Below are 16119 nucleotides of genomic sequence, written 5' to 3' on the forward strand. Positions count from 1 at the left end.
CTGCATGTCCGAAGACAAATTGAGACATTGAAAAAAGAGCTTTCAGAATTGATTCAACAGGAAGAGTTTGAAAAAGCGGCCACCATTAGAGATCAGATCAGGTCACTTGAACAAAATGTGAAAGCAGACAATAAGGAGGGGGAAGACTGATGTCACTGCAGCATTTTATTCAGAACGCTTTAAGCAACTGGATGCGGCAGGAAGGCCCTGAAAGTGACATCGTCCTGAGCAGTCGGATCCGTCTTGCGCGAAATTTAGAGAAAGTCCGTTTTCCAACACTTTTTTCAAATGAAGAAGCATCGGCGATTATTGCTTTATTTGAAGAACAATTTACCGGATATGAAGTGCCTGGCATTGGGAAATTTGAGATGGTGAAAATGGAGCAGGTACAGCCGCTGGAAAAAAGGGTACTGGTGGAAAAACATTTGATCAGCCCTCATTTAACAGAAGCTTCGTTTGGTGCATGCCTTCTTTCTGAAAACGAAGAAGTCAGCATCATGTTAAATGAAGAAGATCATATCCGTATTCAATGTCTTTTCCCAGGATTTCAGCTGTCAGAAGCTTTAAATGCGGCAAACAAAGTCGATGACTGGATTGAAGAGCGTGTCGATTATGCTTTTTCAGAGCAAAGAGGCTACTTGACCAGTTGCCCGACAAATGTCGGAACGGGACTCAGGGCATCCGTGATGATGCATCTTCCCGCTTTGGTGTTAACTAGGCAGATCAACCGAATTATTCCGGCAATTAACCAATTAGGGCTTGTTGTTAGAGGAATTTACGGTGAAGGCAGCGAAGCATTAGGAAATATCTTTCAGATTTCAAACCAAATCACCCTTGGAAAATCAGAGCATGACATTGTTGAAGATCTTAATAGCGTGGTAGCCCAACTGATCGAACAAGAACGTTCGGCACGAAAGGCGCTTTATCAGACATCACAAATTGAGCTTGAAGACCGGGTCTACAGATCCTACGGCGTGCTTTCCAACTGCCGCATGATCGAGTCGAAAGAGACGGCAAGATGTCTTTCAGACGTGCGTCTCGGCATTGACCTTGGAATCATTAAAGGCCTTTCCAGCAACATACTTAATGAATTGATGATCCTGACTCAGCCCGGTTTTCTCCAGCAGTATTCCGGAGGCGCCCTGAGAGCAAACGAGAGGGATGTCAGAAGAGCGACTCTTATCAGAGAGCGGTTGAAATTAGAAAACAACGGCAATAGACAGGAGGATGAAACGATATGATGTTTGGAAGATTTACAGAAAGAGCACAAAAAGTATTGGCGCTTGCTCAAGAAGAAGCTCTGCGTCTCGGCCATAATAACATTGGGACAGAACATATTCTCCTCGGCCTTGTTCGTGAGGGTGAGGGCATTGCCGCAAAGGCGCTTCAGGCATTGGGGCTCAGCCCCGACAAAATTCAAAAAGAGGTTGAAAGCCTGATCGGCCGCGGGCAGGAAATGTCCCAATCCATCCACTACACACCAAGAGCCAAAAAAGTGACCGAACTTGCCATGGATGAGGCAAGAAAGCTGGGGCACTCATACGTGGGAACCGAACACATCCTCTTGGGCTTAATTCGCGAAGGAGAAGGCGTAGCAGCGAGAGTGCTGAACAATTTAGGGGTCAGCTTAAATAAAGCGAGACAGCAAGTATTGCAGCTTTTGGGCAGCAATGAGAGCGGAGGCGCCGCGTCGGGGGCGAACAGCAATGCCAATACACCTACCTTAGACAGCCTTGCCCGCGATTTGACGGCGATTGCCAAAGAAGACAGCCTTGATCCCGTTATCGGCCGGAGCAAAGAAATTCAGCGCGTCATTGAAGTGCTGAGCAGAAGAACAAAAAACAATCCCGTGTTAATCGGGGAGCCTGGTGTCGGTAAAACAGCGATAGCCGAAGGCTTGGCCCAGCAGATCATCAACAACGAAGTGCCGGAAATTTTACGCGACAAACGCGTTATGACGCTTGATATGGGCACTGTCGTTGCAGGTACGAAATACCGCGGGGAATTTGAAGACCGCCTTAAAAAAGTGATGGATGAAATCCGCCAGGCCGGCAATATCATCTTATTTATCGATGAATTGCATACGTTGATCGGCGCTGGAGGTGCGGAAGGAGCAATCGATGCCTCCAATATCCTGAAGCCGTCGCTTGCTCGGGGAGAACTGCAATGCATCGGGGCGACAACCCTTGATGAATATAGAAAATACATTGAAAAAGACGCTGCGCTTGAACGCCGTTTTCAGCCGATTCAAGTCGATCAGCCGTCACCTGAAGAAAGCATTCAGATTTTAAGAGGGCTGAGAGACCGCTATGAGGCACACCATCGCGTATCGATCACCGATGAAGCGATCGAAGCAGCCGTGAAGCTGTCAGACCGCTATATTTCAGACCGGTTCCTGCCTGACAAAGCGATCGATTTAATCGATGAGGCCGGTTCAAAAGTTCGCCTGCGTTCCTTCACAACGCCTCCTAATTTAAAAGAGCTTGAACAAAAGCTTGATGAGGTGCGCAAAGAAAAAGATGCCGCCGTCCAAAGCCAGGAATTTGAGAAAGCAGCATCTCTGCGTGATACAGAACAGCGCCTGAGGGAACAGGTTGAAGAAACAAAGAAAACTTGGAAAGAAAAGCAAGGGCAAGAAAACTCCGAAGTAACAGTTGAGGATATCGCGATGGTCGTATCAAGCTGGACCGGGGTGCCGGTTTCAAAAATCGCCCAGACGGAAACAGATAAGCTCCTGAATATGGAACAAATTCTTCATTCACGGGTAATCGGCCAGGATGAAGCGGTTGTTGCCGTTGCCAAAGCTGTCAGACGGGCGCGGGCCGGACTAAAAGATCCGAAACGTCCGATCGGTTCATTTATTTTCCTCGGTCCGACAGGTGTCGGTAAAACAGAGCTTGCCCGCGCACTTGCGGAATCTATTTTTGGTGATGAAGAAGCGATGATTCGCATTGACATGTCTGAGTACATGGAGAAGCACTCCACATCAAGACTAGTCGGTTCGCCTCCTGGATATGTCGGCTATGATGAAGGCGGACAGCTGACGGAAAAAGTAAGAAGAAAACCTTATTCAGTCGTCTTGCTTGATGAGATTGAAAAAGCGCACCCTGACGTTTTTAACATTCTGCTTCAAGTTCTCGAGGATGGACGCCTGACTGATTCAAAAGGCCGCACCGTAGACTTTAGAAATACGATTCTCATCATGACTTCCAACGTAGGAGCCAGCGAGCTGAGAAGAAATAAATACGTCGGTTTTAACGTGCAGGATGAGACCCAGACTTACAAAGATATGAAAGATAAGGTCATGGGCGAATTAAAACGCGCTTTCAGACCGGAGTTTATTAACCGGATAGATGAGATCATCGTCTTCCACTCTCTGGAGAAAAAACATCTGAAGGACATTGTCTCCCTCATGTCAGAGCAATTGACCAAACGTCTGAAAGAACAGGATCTTTCAATCGAGCTGACAGAAGCGGCTAAAGAAAAAATCGCTGAAGAAGGAGTCGACCTTGAGTACGGCGCCCGTCCACTCAGAAGGGCCATCCAAAAACACGTCGAAGACCGTCTGTCTGAGGAACTTCTGAAAGGTCATATTGAAAAAGGCCAGCATATTGTTCTCGATGTAGATAACGGAGAATTTGTCGTAAAAACAGAAGCGAAAACGAACTAATATAGAGACAAAGGAAAGAGGCATACGATTTATCAGTATGCCTCACTTTCTTATAAAGGGAGCGTTTTGAAAAAGCAATGGCTAAAACGAAAAGTAAATTTATTTGTCAATCATGCGGCTATGAATCAGCCAAATGGATGGGGAAGTGTCCGGGATGCGGCGCATGGAACACCATGGTCGAAGAAATGATCAAAAAGCAGGCCGCTAACAGAAGAACCGCCTTTTCACATTCCATCCAAAAGGTGCAAAAGCCATCCCCCATTACATCAATTGAAACGACGGAAGAGCCGAGGGTCCAAACGAAATTGCGCGAGTTCAACCGCGTTTTGGGAAATGGCATCGTCAAGGGATCGCTCGTGTTAATCGGCGGTGACCCAGGTATCGGAAAATCCACTTTGCTGCTGCAGGTGTCTGCCCAGCTTGCTGATTTGAAGGAAAATGTCCTGTACATATCAGGGGAAGAATCGGTCAAACAAACAAAGCTGAGAGCGGACCGCCTCGGCATCAACAGTCCAACTCTTCACGTTTTATCTGAAACCGATATGGAGTATATTACGTCTTCTATAGAAGAGATGAACCCTTCATTTGTGGTGGTAGACTCTATTCAAACCGTTTACCAAAGCGATATTACATCAGCCCCGGGCAGCGTATCCCAGGTCAGGGAATGCACCGCTGAGCTGATGAGAATTGCCAAAACAAAAGGGATTCCAATATTTATCGTCGGCCATGTCACAAAAGAGGGCTCGATTGCCGGCCCGAGACTGCTTGAGCACATGGTCGACACCGTTCTTTATTTTGAAGGAGAACGCCATCACACATTCCGGATTTTAAGAGCTGTTAAAAACAGGTTTGGATCGACAAACGAGATGGGGATTTTTGAAATGAGAGAAGAAGGCTTGACAGAGGTGCTGAATCCGTCGGAAATTTTTCTCGAAGAACGTTCGGCAGGTGCCGCCGGGTCAAGCGTTGTCGCCTCAATGGAAGGCACTAGACCGGTTCTGGTCGAAATTCAAGCGCTGATCTCACCTACCAGCTTCGGGAATCCGCGCAGAATGGCTACCGGAATCGATCATAATCGCGTCTCCCTGCTCATGGCGGTTCTCGAAAAAAGAGTGGGTCTCCTGCTGCAAAATCAAGATGCATATTTAAAAGTTGCCGGCGGAGTGAAGCTGGATGAGCCCGCGATCGACCTTGCCGTTGCAATCAGTATCGCGTCAAGCTTCAGGGATGCTCCGCCTCAACCGACAGATTGCTTTATCGGCGAGGTCGGCCTTACGGGAGAGGTCCGCAGAGTATCAAGAATTGAACAGAGGGTTCAAGAAGCCGCAAAGCTTGGTTTCAAAAGAATGATTATCCCTTCTGCCAATGTGGAAGGCTGGACCAAGCCGAAGGGAATTGAGGTCGTCGGTGTTGAAAATGTTGCTGAGGCCCTTCGAGCTTCATTAGGAGGATCATGATATATGGAAAAAGAAAAAAAAGGAGCGAAACAGGATCTTTCAGAAATATTACAGTTTGTCGCCCCCGGCACGCCTCTTCGCGAAGGAATCGAAAATGTGCTTCGGGCAAAAACAGGAGGATTAATTGTTGTCGGTTTTAACGATAAAGTTAAAGAAGTGGTTGACGGAGGATTTCATATAAACTCCGCTTTTTCTCCGGCCCATTTGTATGAGCTGGCGAAAATGGACGGTGCGATTATCCTCAGCGACTCAGGACAAAAGATTTTGTACGCCAATACGCAGCTTATGCCTGAGGCGACGATACCTTCATCAGAGACGGGGATGAGGCACAGGACGGCTGAACGGGTGGCCAAACAGACAGGTTGTCTGATCATCGCCATATCTGAAAGACGGAACGTGATCACGCTTTATCAGGAAAATATGAAATATATCCTTAAGGATATCGGCTTTATTTTAACAAAAGCCAATCAGGCTATACAGACCCTTGAAAAGTATAAATTAATTTTGGACAACGCAATTTCCACTTTAAGCGCTTTGGAATTTGAAGAGCTTGTCACATTCGGAGATGTCATTTCCGTTATGCACCGCTATGAAATGGTGCTGCGAATTAAAAATGAAATCAACATGTACATTAAAGAGCTCGGAACAGAAGGGCACCTCATCAGGCTTCAAGTAAGCGAGCTGATCACAGACATGGAACAGGAAGCGGCGCTGTTCGTAAAAGACTATGTCAAAGAAAAAATTAAAGACCCGTTTGTCCTGCTCAAAACGCTCCAGGATATGTCGAGTTTTGAATTGCTGGATGATTCCATTCTGCTTAAGCTTCTCGGTTATTCGGCTTCAACGAACATGGAAGAATACGTCTTTCCGCGAGGCTACAGGCTGCTTCATAAAATCCCCCGCCTGCCAATGCCGATTGTCGAAAATGTTGTGGAAGCGTTCGGCCATTTAAAGCTTATCATTGAAGCGGATGTAAAAGAATTGGACGAAGTGGAAGGAATTGGGGCTGTTCGTGCCCAAAAGATAAAGAAAGGTTTAAAAAGGCTTCAGGAAAAACATTATATTGACAGGCAGCTGTGAGAATTTATCCTAAAAACGATTAAAATATGCAATTTATGGGTATATTATTTTTAATTTTATTTTCACTACAACAGCTGTATTCAAAAAAATAAAAGGAGGTGAAGGTATGTTAAAACGAATAGTTCAAGCGTTCTTTGCGATTTTGGGAGGCGTTATCGGTATTTTTCTCATACCGGAATTGTTTGTACTGTTAAATGTACAGGACATACCTTTAATAACAAACCCTTATGTGTCCGCTTGTTTGGGAGCTATCATCTTTTTTCTTCTGGGCATCTGGTGTGCGGATTATGTGATTAATTGGGTGAAATGGATTGAGGATTCCCTGATAAAAGCTCCTGTATCAGATTTGTTGTTTGGCTCACTAGGATTGATCTTCGGACTTATGCTCGCTTATCTTATCGTCAACGTTATTCCGTTAAAAGACATCCCGTACCAGCCGATCAGCACGGTGATTCCGCTTGTTTTAGCCGCATTCCTGGGCTACCTCGGATTTCGGGTCGGCTTTAAGAAAAAAGACGAAATGCTCACCCTTTTTTCTACAAGGAAGAAAAAAGGTGCCGCTGAAGAAGAGCGTACTGAAGAAGACAAAAAGCTGAAAATTTTAGATACAAGTGTTATTATAGATGGGAGAATTGCTGATATTTGTCAGACCGGTTTTCTGGAAGGCGTTATTGTGATTCCGCAGTTTGTACTGGAGGAGCTTCAGCACATCGCCGACTCTTCCGACGTCCTGAAACGCAACAGAGGACGGAGAGGGCTTGATATTTTGAATCGGATTCAAAAAGAATTGGATATCAAAGTTGAAATTTACGAGGGCGATTTTGAAGACATCCAGGAAGTTGACAGTAAACTGGTCAAACTTGCAAAGCTGACTTCAGGTGTAGTCGTGACGAACGATTTTAACTTGAATAAGGTGTGCGAACTGCAGAAGGTAGCTGTATTAAACATCAACGACCTTGCCAACGCCGTCAAACCAGTCGTTCTTCCTGGAGAAGAAATGAAAGTACAGGTGATTAAAGACGGAAAAGAACACAATCAAGGTGTGGCTTATTTAGACGATGGCACAATGATTGTCGTTGAAGAAGGGCGAAACTATATCGGCAAACATATCGACGTGCTTGTGACCAGTGTGCTGCAGACGGCAGCCGGCAGAATGATATTCGCCAAGCCGAAACTGCTGGAAAAGGCGCTGTAAAAAGGGGAAAGAACATGAACTATGAAGTCGTCATTCTTGCTGCCGGGCAAGGCAAGCGAATGAACGCCGGGAAAAACAAACTGTTTATCGAGGCAAAAGGAATACCTGTTATAATTCATACTCTACAGGTGTTTGACAACCATGATGCCTGTAAAAGAATGATTTTAGTCATCAATGAGCAAGAATTCGGGGAATTCAACGCCCTTTTGAAACAATACCATTTCAAAACCCTGATCGAGGTCGTACCGGGAGGAAAGGAGCGCCAGCACAGCGTTTTTCAAGGCATCAAAGCGGCCGGAAGAGGGGAGATGGTCCTTGTTCATGACGGAGCAAGACCATTCATTAAACAGGAGCAGATCGAACAGCTCGTCAATAAAGCCGAACAAACAGGTGCTGCAATTTTGGCCGTCCCTGTTAAAGATACAATAAAACGCGTTCAAGACGATAAGATAGACGGAACGATCGAACGTTCAAGCTTGTGGGCCGCTCAAACCCCACAAGCTTTTCGTCTTTCTATTCTGATGAACGCTCATCTCGAAGCGGAAGCAAGTGGCTTTCTTGGAACCGATGACGCCAGCCTCGTCGAGGAAGCGGGCGGCAAGGTCGCGATTGTTCAAGGAGATTACCGGAATATTAAGCTGACGACTCCGGATGACTTGCTTATTGCCGAAGCGATATTAGAAGCGGAAAAGAGGAATGAACATGTTTAGAATTGGACAAGGGTTTGACGTTCATCAGCTTCAAGAAGGCAGGCCGCTCATTATAGGGGGAATCACGATTCCTTATGAAAAGGGCCTTCTCGGACATTCAGATGCTGATGTACTTTTACATACGATTGCCGATGCCTGCCTCGGTGCCATCGGGGAAGGCGATATCGGGAAGCATTTTCCCGATACCGATCCTGAATTCAAAGATGCCGATTCATTTAAGCTTCTTCGCCGCGTATGGCAGCTTGTGAAAGAAAAAGGCTATACGCTTGGAAACCTTGATTGTACAATCATCGCTCAAAAACCAAAGATGGCTCCCTACATCGAAGACATGAGAGCCAGAATTGCCGAAGGATTGGAAGCGGAAGTTTCGCAAATTAATGTGAAAGCGACAACGACGGAAAAGCTCGGGTTTACGGGAAGAGCTGAAGGAATTGCCGCCCAGGCTTCAGTTCTGCTCCAAAAGGCATAATTCATTTTGAAGACCGATTCATTTGATGATAGAATAAGAATAAATTTGAACTCTCATTGAGACGAAAGGAAGTAGACAGATGGGAAACGAAGTTCGCGTTCGTTATGCGCCGAGTCCAACCGGCCATTTACATATCGGGAATGCCAGAACGGCTCTCTTCAATTATTTGTTCGCCCGGAGCCAAGGCGGGAAGTTCATCATCCGCATTGAAGACACGGATAAAAAGCGGAATATTGAAGGCGGAGAGCAAAGCCAGCTCAACTATTTAAAATGGCTCGGGATCGACTGGGATGAAGGTGTGGATGTCGGCGGCGAATATGGACCATACCGCCAATCCGAAAGAAATGATATTTACAAGACATACTATGAGGAGCTTCTTGAAAAAGGCCTTGCTTATAAGTGCTACTGCACGGAAGAAGAGCTTGAAAAGGAACGGGAGGAACAGGCGGCCCGCGGAGAAATGCCGCGCTACTCCGGAAAATGCCGCAATTTGACGAAAGAAGAACAGGAAAAGCTTGAGGCTGAAGGCAGACAGCCGAGCATCCGCTTTAAAGTTCCTCAAGGTGAAGTCATCACCTTTAACGATATTGTCAAAGATGAAATTTCTTTTGAAACAGACGGCATCGGCGACTTTGTCATCGTAAAAAAAGATGGAACGCCGACTTACAATTTTGCGGTGGCGGTCGATGACTATCTGATGAAAATGACGCATGTGCTTCGCGGAGAGGATCATATTTCAAATACGCCGAAGCAGATTATGATATACAATGCGTTCGGCTGGGATGTCCCGACTTTTGGACATATGACGCTGATCGTCAATGAAAACCGCAAAAAGCTCAGCAAACGCGATGAATCGATCATACAATTCATCGAACAGTACGAGGAGCTCGGCTATTTGCCGGAAGCGCTCTTTAACTTTATCGCGCTCCTTGGCTGGTCGCCTGTCGGAGAAGAAGAACTGTTTACAAAGGAACAGTTTATTGAGATATTTGATGTGAATCGTTTATCAAAATCACCGGCTGTGTTTGACGCGCATAAACTGAAATGGGTCAACAACCAGTATGTGAAAAAGCTTGACCTTGATCAGGTCGTTGAACTGACTGTCCCCCACTTGCAGAAAGCTGGCAAGGTTTCCGAAGAGCTCGCCGGAAGCGAAAAGGATTGGGTTCGCAAGCTGATTTCCCTCTACCAGGAGCAGCTCAGCTTCGGTGCAGAAATTGTCGAGTTAACAGAGTTGTTCTTTAAAGACGAAATCCAGTATAATCGTGAAGCAAGGACGGTTTTAGAAGAAGAACAGGTTCCGGAAGTGCTGCGGGTGTTTTCCGAAAAGCTTGAACAGCTTGAGGATTTTACTGCGGATGAGATTAAGCAATCGATCAAAGCCGTTCAGAAGGAAACGGGGCATAAAGGGAAAAAGCTGTTTATGCCGATCCGCGTGGCGACAACCGGCCAAACTCACGGGCCTGAGCTGCCTCAGTCCATTGAGCTGTTAGGAAAAGACACCGTTTTAAAACGGCTGAATAACATTAATCAATAAGATAAATCGCTGACAGGGAGAAGTATAAAGCCACGGCCTTTAAAGAGAGAGTCTTCATCGGCTGGAAAAGACTTAAGCGCCAGGCTTTAGAAATGCGCCTCTTGAGACCTTTGAAGAACGTTTGATGACAAGTATTCAAAGGCGGTATCCGCCGTTATGGATGAAAGTTGAGAAAACAGCTGCGCCTGTTTTCTAAACAGAGTGGAACCGCGCGTCAAAAAGCGTCTCTGTCAGATGACAGAGGCGTTTTTTTTATATCGCCGGAACAAAAGGACAGAAGGAAGCGGGGAAACGGGGGGAATCATGTGTTTTTTAAAATGCTGAAAGAAGACGTAGATGTTGTTTTTGACCAAGATCCGGCTGCAAGAAGTTATTTCGAAGTCATCTTAACATATTCAGGATTGCATGCTATATGGGCGCACCGAATTGCACATGCTTTATATAAAAGAAAAAGATTTTTTATCGCCAGAATCATCTCTCAAATCGCCCGCTTCTTTACGGGAATCGAAATTCATCCGGGGGCAAAGATCGGCAGGAGGTTTTTCATCGATCACGGGATGGGGGTCGTAATCGGCGAAACCTGTGAGATCGGCAACAATGTCACGGTTTTTCAAGGCGTAACGCTCGGAGGGACAGGAAAAGAAAAAGGAAAAAGGCATCCGACAATCGAGGATGATGCTCTCATATCAACAGGGGCAAAGGTGCTGGGCTCGATTACGATTGGGAGAGGATCAAAGATCGGCGCTGGGTCCGTCGTCCTGCACGACGTCCCTGAATGCTCCACCGTTGTCGGCATCCCGGGGCGCGTCGTCGTGCAAAATGGCAAGAAAATTAAGCGCGACCTGAATCATCAGGATTTGCCCGATCCGGTGGCTGACCGCTTTAAAGAGCTGGAAAATGAAATCAGGCAGCTGAAACAGGAGCTCCAGAGAAAAGAAAGGGAAGATGAGCTGTGACACTTAAACTGTATAATACACTCACGCGAAAAAAAGAGCCGTTTGTGCCTATTGAAGAAGGCAAGGTCAAAATGTATGTGTGCGGTCCGACCGTCTATAACTACATCCATATCGGAAACGCAAGGCCGGCTATCGTTTATGATACGGTCAGAAAGTATTTAGAGTATAAAGGCTATGACGTCCAATATGTCTCCAATTTTACAGATGTCGATGACAAATTAATTAAAGCGGCTAATGAGCTTGGAGAGGAAGTGCCGGTCATCGCCGAACGCTTTATTAAGGCATACTTCGAAGACGTCGGTTCACTGGGCTGCACAAAAGCTGACTGCCATCCGCGCGTCACTGAAAACATGGATGAAATCATCGATTTTATTCAGACGCTGATCGATAAGGGCTATGCCTATGAGGCGGACGGAGATGTTTATTATAAAACAAGATCGTTTGAAGGCTATGGAAAGCTGTCTCACCAATCGGTCGATGAGCTGAGATCAGGCGCCCGGATTCAAGTGGGCGAAAAGAAAGAAGATGCGCTCGATTTTACATTATGGAAAGCGGCTAAAGATAACGAAATCTCCTGGGAAAGCCCTTGGGGAAAAGGCCGTCCCGGCTGGCATATCGAGTGCTCTGCGATGGCGAGAAAATATTTGGGCGATTCGATCGACATTCACGCCGGCGGTCAGGATCTGGCCTTCCCGCATCATGAAAACGAAATTGCCCAATCGGAAGCATTGACAGGGAAGCCGTTCGCGAAATATTGGCTTCATAACGGCTACATTAATATCGATAATGAAAAAATGTCAAAATCGCTCGGCAACTTTGTGCTTGTGCATGACATTATTAAAGAGCATGATCCGCAAGTGCTGCGATTTTTCATGCTGTCTGTTCATTACAGACATCCGATCAACTATTCGGTCGAACTTCTCGAGAACACAAAAAACGCTTTTGGGCGTCTAAAAACAGCTTATAGCAATTTGCAACACCGCCTGAAAAGCAGTACAAATTTAACAGAGGGCGATTCCGAATGGCTTGAAAAAATCGAGGAGCAAAGAAACGCATTTGAAACGGCAATGGATGACGATTTTAACACGGCGAATGCGATTTCCGTCCTGTTTGACCTGGCCAAACACGCCAACTACTATCTGCAGGAGAAAAATACCGCTGAACACGTCATTCAAGCATTCCTTCAGCTGTTTGATGAAATTTGCACTGTGCTCGGCTTTTCGCTCAAGGAGCAAGAGCTGTTGGACAGGGAAGTCGAGGAGCTGATCGAAAAGCGGAACGAAGCACGCAAAAACCGCGACTTTGCCACATCAGACCAAATTCGCGACAAGCTGAAAAGCATGAACATCATCTTGGAGGATACTCCTCAAGGAACGCGCTGGAAAAGAGGAGAATCATAAACATGAACTTGGAAACCATTAAAGACGCCAAACAATTAAATGGTTTGGCGCTTGCCTATATGGGTGATGCCGTTTTGGAAATATACGTCAGGCATCACCTGTTAAAGCAAGGCATGACCAAGCCCAATGATCTGCATAAGCGGTCAAGCCGCTATGTGTCAGCAAAATCGCAGGCGAGCATGCTGTTTGCCCTTGAGGAGCAGGGCTTTTTCACCGAAGAAGAAAAGGCTGTGCTGAGAAGAGGGCGGAACGCAAAATCCGGAACGGTGCCAAAAAACACGGATGTCCAAACGTACCGTTACAGTACAGCTTTTGAAGCCGTTATCGGGTACCTTTTCCTTGAAAACAGGGAAGAAAGGCTTGATGAGCTCATCAAAAAAGCGTTGGAAAAACGGGACGGCAGGGAGGAAGTCAAATGAGTCAGCAGCACGATTATGTCATAGGGAAAAACGCGGTAATTGAAACGTTGAAATCGGACCGTGAACTGTACAAGCTTTGGATGGCTGAAAACACAGTGAAGGGACAGGCTCAGCAAGTCGTTGACCTCGCAGCGAAAAAAGGCATCACGATTCATTATGTCCCGCGAAAAAAGCTTGATCAAATGGTTGATGGCCAGCATCAGGGCGTCGTCGCTCAGGTGGCGGCTTACAAGTATGCGGAGCTGGACGACCTTTTTCAAAAGGCCGAAGACAGAAATGAACAGCCGTTTATCATCGTTTTGGATGAAATCGAAGACCCGCATAATCTGGGATCGATTATGCGGACGGCTGACGCAGTCGGCGCCCACGGCATCATCATTCCGAAAAGGCGTGCCGTCGGCCTTACGACGACTGTCGCCAAAGCCTCGACAGGTGCGATAGAACATATTCCGGTTGCGAAAGTAACGAACTTGGCCCGGACATTGGATGATATGAAAGAGCGGGGCATCTGGGTCGTCGGCACCGATGCGTCAGGACAGCAGGACTACAGATCGATGGACGGAAACATGCCAATCGCGCTTGTCATCGGCAGCGAAGGCAAAGGCATGGGAAGGCTTGTCAAGGAAAAATGCGACTTTCTCATCCGCCTGCCCATGGCGGGAAAAGTCACATCGCTGAACGCCTCGGTTGCGGCCGGTCTTTTGCTGTATGAAGTCTACCGGAAACGAAGCCCTCTAGGAGATTAGACAAGGATGGACATCCTGTTAGTCGACGGCTATAACATGATTGGGGCATGGCCTCAGCTGAAAGATTTGAAAGCGAACAGCTTTGAAGAAGCCAGGGACCTTTTGATTCAAAAAATGGCGGAATATCAATCATACACCGGTTTTCGGGTCATTGTTGTCTTTGATGCGCATCTTGTCAAAGGGATCGAGAAAAAACGAATCAATCACCGCGTGGAGGTGATTTTCACAAGGGAAAATGAAACGGCCGACGAACGGATTGAAAAGCTTGCGTCAGATTTGAACAACATTCAGACGCAGATCCACGTTGCCACATCCGATTATACGGAGCAGTGGGCGATCTTTGGCCAGGGGGCACTGCGCAAATCGGCCAGGGAGCTGCTCAGGGAAGTTGAAGCGATTGAAAGAAAAATCGAAAAGAGGGTGAAAAAAATCACCTCAGAACGTCCTGTCGGGAAAATTCCTTTATCAGAAGATGTCCTGAAGATCTTTGAAAAATGGCGGCGGGGCGATTTGGATTAGGTTGACGCTTTTTTGTCCATTACTGTATAATATTTCTATCTACGTGCGGTCGGGGGGATCGGAGTGAACTTACAAAACAACCAGGGAAAATTCAGCAAGGAACAGTTCAGCAAAGAACAGTTTTGCCAGTTGGAAGACGAGCAGGTCATTGAAATGGTTCATGTCGGAGACAGTGATGCGTTAGATTATTTGATTACAAAGTACCGTAATTTTGTAAGGGCAAAAGCGAGATCCTACTTTTTAATCGGGGCTGATCGGGAAGATATCGTTCAGGAAGGCATGATCGGACTCTACAAATCTATCCGTGATTTTAGAGAGGACAAGCTGACTTCATTCAAAGCTTTTGCAGAATTATGCATTACCCGCCAAATTATTACCGCTATCAAAACAGCTACTCGTCAGAAACATATTCCGCTCAATTCGTATGTGTCGCTGGACAAGCCCATTTATGACGAAGAGTCAGACCGGACGCTTCTCGATGTGATTTCAGGAGCGAAAGTGATGAACCCTGAGGAACTGATTATCAATCAGGAAGAATTCGATGACATCGAGCTGAAGATGGGAGAATTGCTTAGTGATTTGGAAAGAAAAGTTCTTGCGCTCTATCTCGACGGAAGATCCTATCAGGAAATCTCTGAAGAATTAAACCGCCATGTAAAATCAATCGACAATGCGCTTCAGCGCGTCAAAAGGAAGCTTGAAAAGTACCTCGAGCTCCGCGAGATCAGCTTGTAGCCGATGCTTATGGCATATTGACAGCAATTTTAGGACTGTGATATGTTACTTAGGAAATGCTAGTCCAGAAAAAGGTGTAAACATGAAGAAAAAAATAACGTTGGCCTGTAAAAATTGCGGAAACCGTAATTATACGACAATGAAAAGCTCCGCAGCTTTGGCTGAACGGCTCGAAGTAAAGAAATACTGCAATAACTGCAATTCACATACAGTACATCTGGAAACAAAATAGGCTTTTGTTTTTGGGTTGTGGAGGTTTCTTATATTATGAAATTCTTAAAGAATGTCGGAAAAGAAATGAAAAAGGTCACCTGGCCTAAAGGAAAAGAGTTAACGCGCTATACGATCACCGTTATAACCACCGTTATCTTTTTCGCCATCTTTTTTGCACTCATCGATTCGGGTATTACGCAAATAATTCGTTTAATAGTTGAATAATGATCAGCATAACGTGTTATAATAGATCTAAATATCACTTGCCAAAAAACCCGTTTAACGGGTTTTTTCATTGTTTCAAAATATGAGGCTCGTATAAAAGAACCGTCAGTTTCCCGTACGGCCAATAAACTTTTAAGGTGTGGGGAGGGAAGGACTAGAAAGGTCCTGAATGAGAATGGAAAAGAAATGGTATGTTGTTCACACGTACTCCGGTTATGAAAACAAGGTAAAGGCGAACTTGGAGAAGCGGGTAGAATCGATGGGAATGCAAGATAAAATCTTCCGCGTCGTTGTGCCTGAAGAAGAAGAGACGGATATTAAAAACGGCAAGAAAAAGGTTGTCAAAAAGAAGGTGTTCCCTGGCTATGTTCTTGTAGAGCTGGTCATGACGGACGATTCCTGGTATGTTGTTCGGAATACGCCGGGGGTGACAGGATTTGTCGGTTCAGCGGGATCCGGTTCAAAACCGACGGCTTTGCTTCCGGGGGAAGCGGAAAAAATTCTGAAGCGGATGGGACTTGAAGAAAGAAAAACAGAAGTTGACTTTGAACTGAAAGAAACCGTTAAAGTCATCGATGGTCCATTTGCCGATTTCACAGGGACGATTGAAGAAATCGACCATGACAAAAACAAAGTCAAAGTATTTGTCAACATGTTCGGAAGGGAAACCCCTGTTGAGCTCGAATTTACTCAAGTTGACAAATTGTAATGGAAAAGCGCTTGAAATCACTATATAAAAGTGGTAATATACAAAGGTGCGTCTTGGCAAAAACGCCAAGGCAGCTAGC

The 16119-nt window shown here is 45.9% G+C and carries 17 protein-coding genes, 1 pseudogene and 1 other annotated feature (1 of these 19 running past the window's edge); all 18 genes and pseudogenes read left to right on the forward strand.

Annotation, left to right across the window (positions count from 1 at the left end):
* A protein-coding gene (mcsA, locus tag P3X63_RS00590; RefSeq protein ID WP_026586094.1) for a protein-arginine kinase activator protein McsA crosses the window boundary here: on the forward strand, positions 1 to 150 show its 3' portion. It extends 411 nt beyond the left edge of the window; 150 of the gene's 561 nt are visible here — the last part of the coding sequence; the start codon falls outside the window, past its left edge; it ends in the stop codon at positions 148 to 150.
* Positions 150 to 1241, forward strand: a complete 1092-nt coding sequence (mcsB, locus tag P3X63_RS00595; protein ID WP_026586093.1) for a protein-arginine kinase McsB — start codon at positions 150 to 152, stop codon at positions 1239 to 1241. Before mcsA ends, mcsB begins: the two co-directional genes overlap by 1 nt.
* The gene (gene clpC / locus P3X63_RS00600) at positions 1238 to 3670 is read left to right on the forward strand and encodes an ATP-dependent protease ATP-binding subunit ClpC (RefSeq protein ID WP_026586092.1); all 2433 of its coding nucleotides are present in this window, start codon (positions 1238 to 1240) and stop codon (positions 3668 to 3670) included. The genes mcsB and clpC overlap by 4 nt, the downstream gene beginning before the upstream one ends.
* A 77-nt stretch (positions 3671 to 3747) precedes the next feature.
* Complete coding sequence (radA, locus tag P3X63_RS00605; RefSeq protein WP_277692245.1) at positions 3748 to 5127, forward strand: DNA repair protein RadA; 1380 nt, start codon at positions 3748 to 3750, stop codon at positions 5125 to 5127.
* Positions 5128 to 5130: 3 nt separating this feature from the next.
* Positions 5131 to 6207: a DNA integrity scanning diadenylate cyclase DisA gene (gene disA, locus P3X63_RS00610; protein ID WP_026586090.1), complete on the forward strand. Its 1077-nt coding sequence runs from the start codon at positions 5131 to 5133 to the stop codon at positions 6205 to 6207.
* A 106-nt stretch (positions 6208 to 6313) separates the two neighbouring features.
* On the forward strand, positions 6314 to 7402 hold the full coding sequence (locus P3X63_RS00615) for a PIN/TRAM domain-containing protein (RefSeq protein ID WP_026586089.1): 1089 nt from the start codon (positions 6314 to 6316) through the stop codon (positions 7400 to 7402).
* A gap of 14 nt (positions 7403 to 7416) precedes the next feature.
* Complete coding sequence (gene ispD, locus P3X63_RS00620) at positions 7417 to 8112, forward strand: 2-C-methyl-D-erythritol 4-phosphate cytidylyltransferase (RefSeq protein WP_026586088.1); 696 nt, start codon at positions 7417 to 7419, stop codon at positions 8110 to 8112.
* A complete protein-coding gene (gene ispF / locus P3X63_RS00625) occupies positions 8105 to 8581 on the forward strand; it encodes a 2-C-methyl-D-erythritol 2,4-cyclodiphosphate synthase (RefSeq protein WP_026586087.1) in 477 nt (158 codons plus the stop codon). The genes ispD and ispF overlap by 8 nt, the downstream gene beginning before the upstream one ends.
* 79 nt (positions 8582 to 8660) lie before the next feature.
* A complete protein-coding gene (gene gltX / locus P3X63_RS00630; RefSeq protein ID WP_026586086.1) occupies positions 8661 to 10118 on the forward strand; it encodes a glutamate--tRNA ligase in 1458 nt (485 codons plus the stop codon).
* Positions 10119 to 10350 (forward strand) — a binding site (T-box leader). It begins immediately after the preceding gene.
* A 73-nt stretch (positions 10351 to 10423) separates the two neighbouring features.
* Positions 10424 to 11074 (forward strand): serine O-acetyltransferase, encoded by a 651-nt coding sequence (cysE, locus tag P3X63_RS00635; protein WP_026586085.1) that lies wholly within the window; start codon positions 10424 to 10426, stop codon positions 11072 to 11074.
* Positions 11071 to 12474 carry a cysteine--tRNA ligase gene (gene cysS / locus P3X63_RS00640; protein ID WP_026586084.1) on the forward strand — a complete coding sequence of 468 codons (1404 nt, stop codon included), beginning with the start codon at positions 11071 to 11073 and terminating at the stop codon, positions 12472 to 12474. Before cysE ends, cysS begins: the two co-directional genes overlap by 4 nt.
* Before the next feature lie 2 nt (positions 12475 to 12476).
* Positions 12477 to 12936: pseudogene (locus tag P3X63_RS00645) on the forward strand (Mini-ribonuclease 3).
* Positions 12890 to 13639 carry a 23S rRNA (guanosine(2251)-2'-O)-methyltransferase RlmB gene (gene rlmB, locus P3X63_RS00650; protein WP_077735271.1) on the forward strand — a complete coding sequence of 250 codons (750 nt, stop codon included), beginning with the start codon at positions 12890 to 12892 and terminating at the stop codon, positions 13637 to 13639. The pseudogene P3X63_RS00645 and the gene rlmB overlap by 47 nt, the downstream one beginning before the upstream one ends.
* A gap of 6 nt (positions 13640 to 13645) precedes the next feature.
* Positions 13646 to 14158, forward strand: a complete 513-nt coding sequence (rae1, locus tag P3X63_RS00655) for a ribosome-dependent mRNA decay endonuclease Rae1/YacP (RefSeq protein ID WP_026586081.1) — start codon at positions 13646 to 13648, stop codon at positions 14156 to 14158.
* Between the two features lie 63 nt (positions 14159 to 14221).
* Entirely contained in the window at positions 14222 to 14893 is a 672-nt protein-coding gene (sigH, locus tag P3X63_RS00660) for an RNA polymerase sporulation sigma factor SigH (RefSeq protein WP_026586080.1), read from the forward strand.
* Positions 14894 to 14975: 82 nt separating this feature from the next.
* Entirely contained in the window at positions 14976 to 15125 is a 150-nt protein-coding gene (gene rpmG, locus P3X63_RS00665) for a 50S ribosomal protein L33 (RefSeq protein WP_006640304.1), read from the forward strand.
* Between the two features lie 35 nt (positions 15126 to 15160).
* Positions 15161 to 15331: a preprotein translocase subunit SecE gene (gene secE / locus P3X63_RS00670; protein ID WP_026586079.1), complete on the forward strand. Its 171-nt coding sequence runs from the start codon at positions 15161 to 15163 to the stop codon at positions 15329 to 15331.
* 175 nt (positions 15332 to 15506) lie between these two features.
* Positions 15507 to 16040, forward strand: a complete 534-nt coding sequence (gene nusG, locus P3X63_RS00675; RefSeq protein WP_026586078.1) for a transcription termination/antitermination protein NusG — start codon at positions 15507 to 15509, stop codon at positions 16038 to 16040.
* Positions 16041 to 16119: the final 79 nt, after the last annotated feature.

Source organism: Bacillus sp. HSf4 (assembly GCF_029537375.1).
GTDB classification, from domain to species: domain Bacteria; phylum Bacillota; class Bacilli; order Bacillales; family Bacillaceae; genus Bacillus; species Bacillus sonorensis_A.

Bases quoted from the DNA above. Each gene is read 5' to 3' on its own strand.
- mcsB (WP_026586093.1), top strand. From the start codon at position 150: ATGTCACTGCAGCATTTTATTCAGAACGCTTTAAGCAACTGGATGCGG.
- clpC (WP_026586092.1), top strand. From the start codon at position 1,238: ATGATGTTTGGAAGATTTACAGAAAGAGCACAAAAAGTATTGGCGCTT.
- radA (WP_277692245.1), top strand. From the start codon at position 3,748: ATGGCTAAAACGAAAAGTAAATTTATTTGTCAATCATGCGGCTATGAA.
- disA (WP_026586090.1), top strand. From the start codon at position 5,131: ATGGAAAAAGAAAAAAAAGGAGCGAAACAGGATCTTTCAGAAATATTA.
- P3X63_RS00615 (WP_026586089.1), top strand. From the start codon at position 6,314: ATGTTAAAACGAATAGTTCAAGCGTTCTTTGCGATTTTGGGAGGCGTT.
- ispD (WP_026586088.1), top strand. From the start codon at position 7,417: ATGAACTATGAAGTCGTCATTCTTGCTGCCGGGCAAGGCAAGCGAATG.
- ispF (WP_026586087.1), top strand. From the start codon at position 8,105: ATGTTTAGAATTGGACAAGGGTTTGACGTTCATCAGCTTCAAGAAGGC.
- gltX (WP_026586086.1), top strand. From the start codon at position 8,661: ATGGGAAACGAAGTTCGCGTTCGTTATGCGCCGAGTCCAACCGGCCAT.
- rlmB (WP_077735271.1), top strand. From the start codon at position 12,890: ATGAGTCAGCAGCACGATTATGTCATAGGGAAAAACGCGGTAATTGAA.
- rae1 (WP_026586081.1), top strand. From the start codon at position 13,646: ATGGACATCCTGTTAGTCGACGGCTATAACATGATTGGGGCATGGCCT.
- rpmG (WP_006640304.1), top strand. From the start codon at position 14,976: ATGAAGAAAAAAATAACGTTGGCCTGTAAAAATTGCGGAAACCGTAAT.
- secE (WP_026586079.1), top strand. From the start codon at position 15,161: ATGAAATTCTTAAAGAATGTCGGAAAAGAAATGAAAAAGGTCACCTGG.
- nusG (WP_026586078.1), top strand. From the start codon at position 15,507: ATGGAAAAGAAATGGTATGTTGTTCACACGTACTCCGGTTATGAAAAC.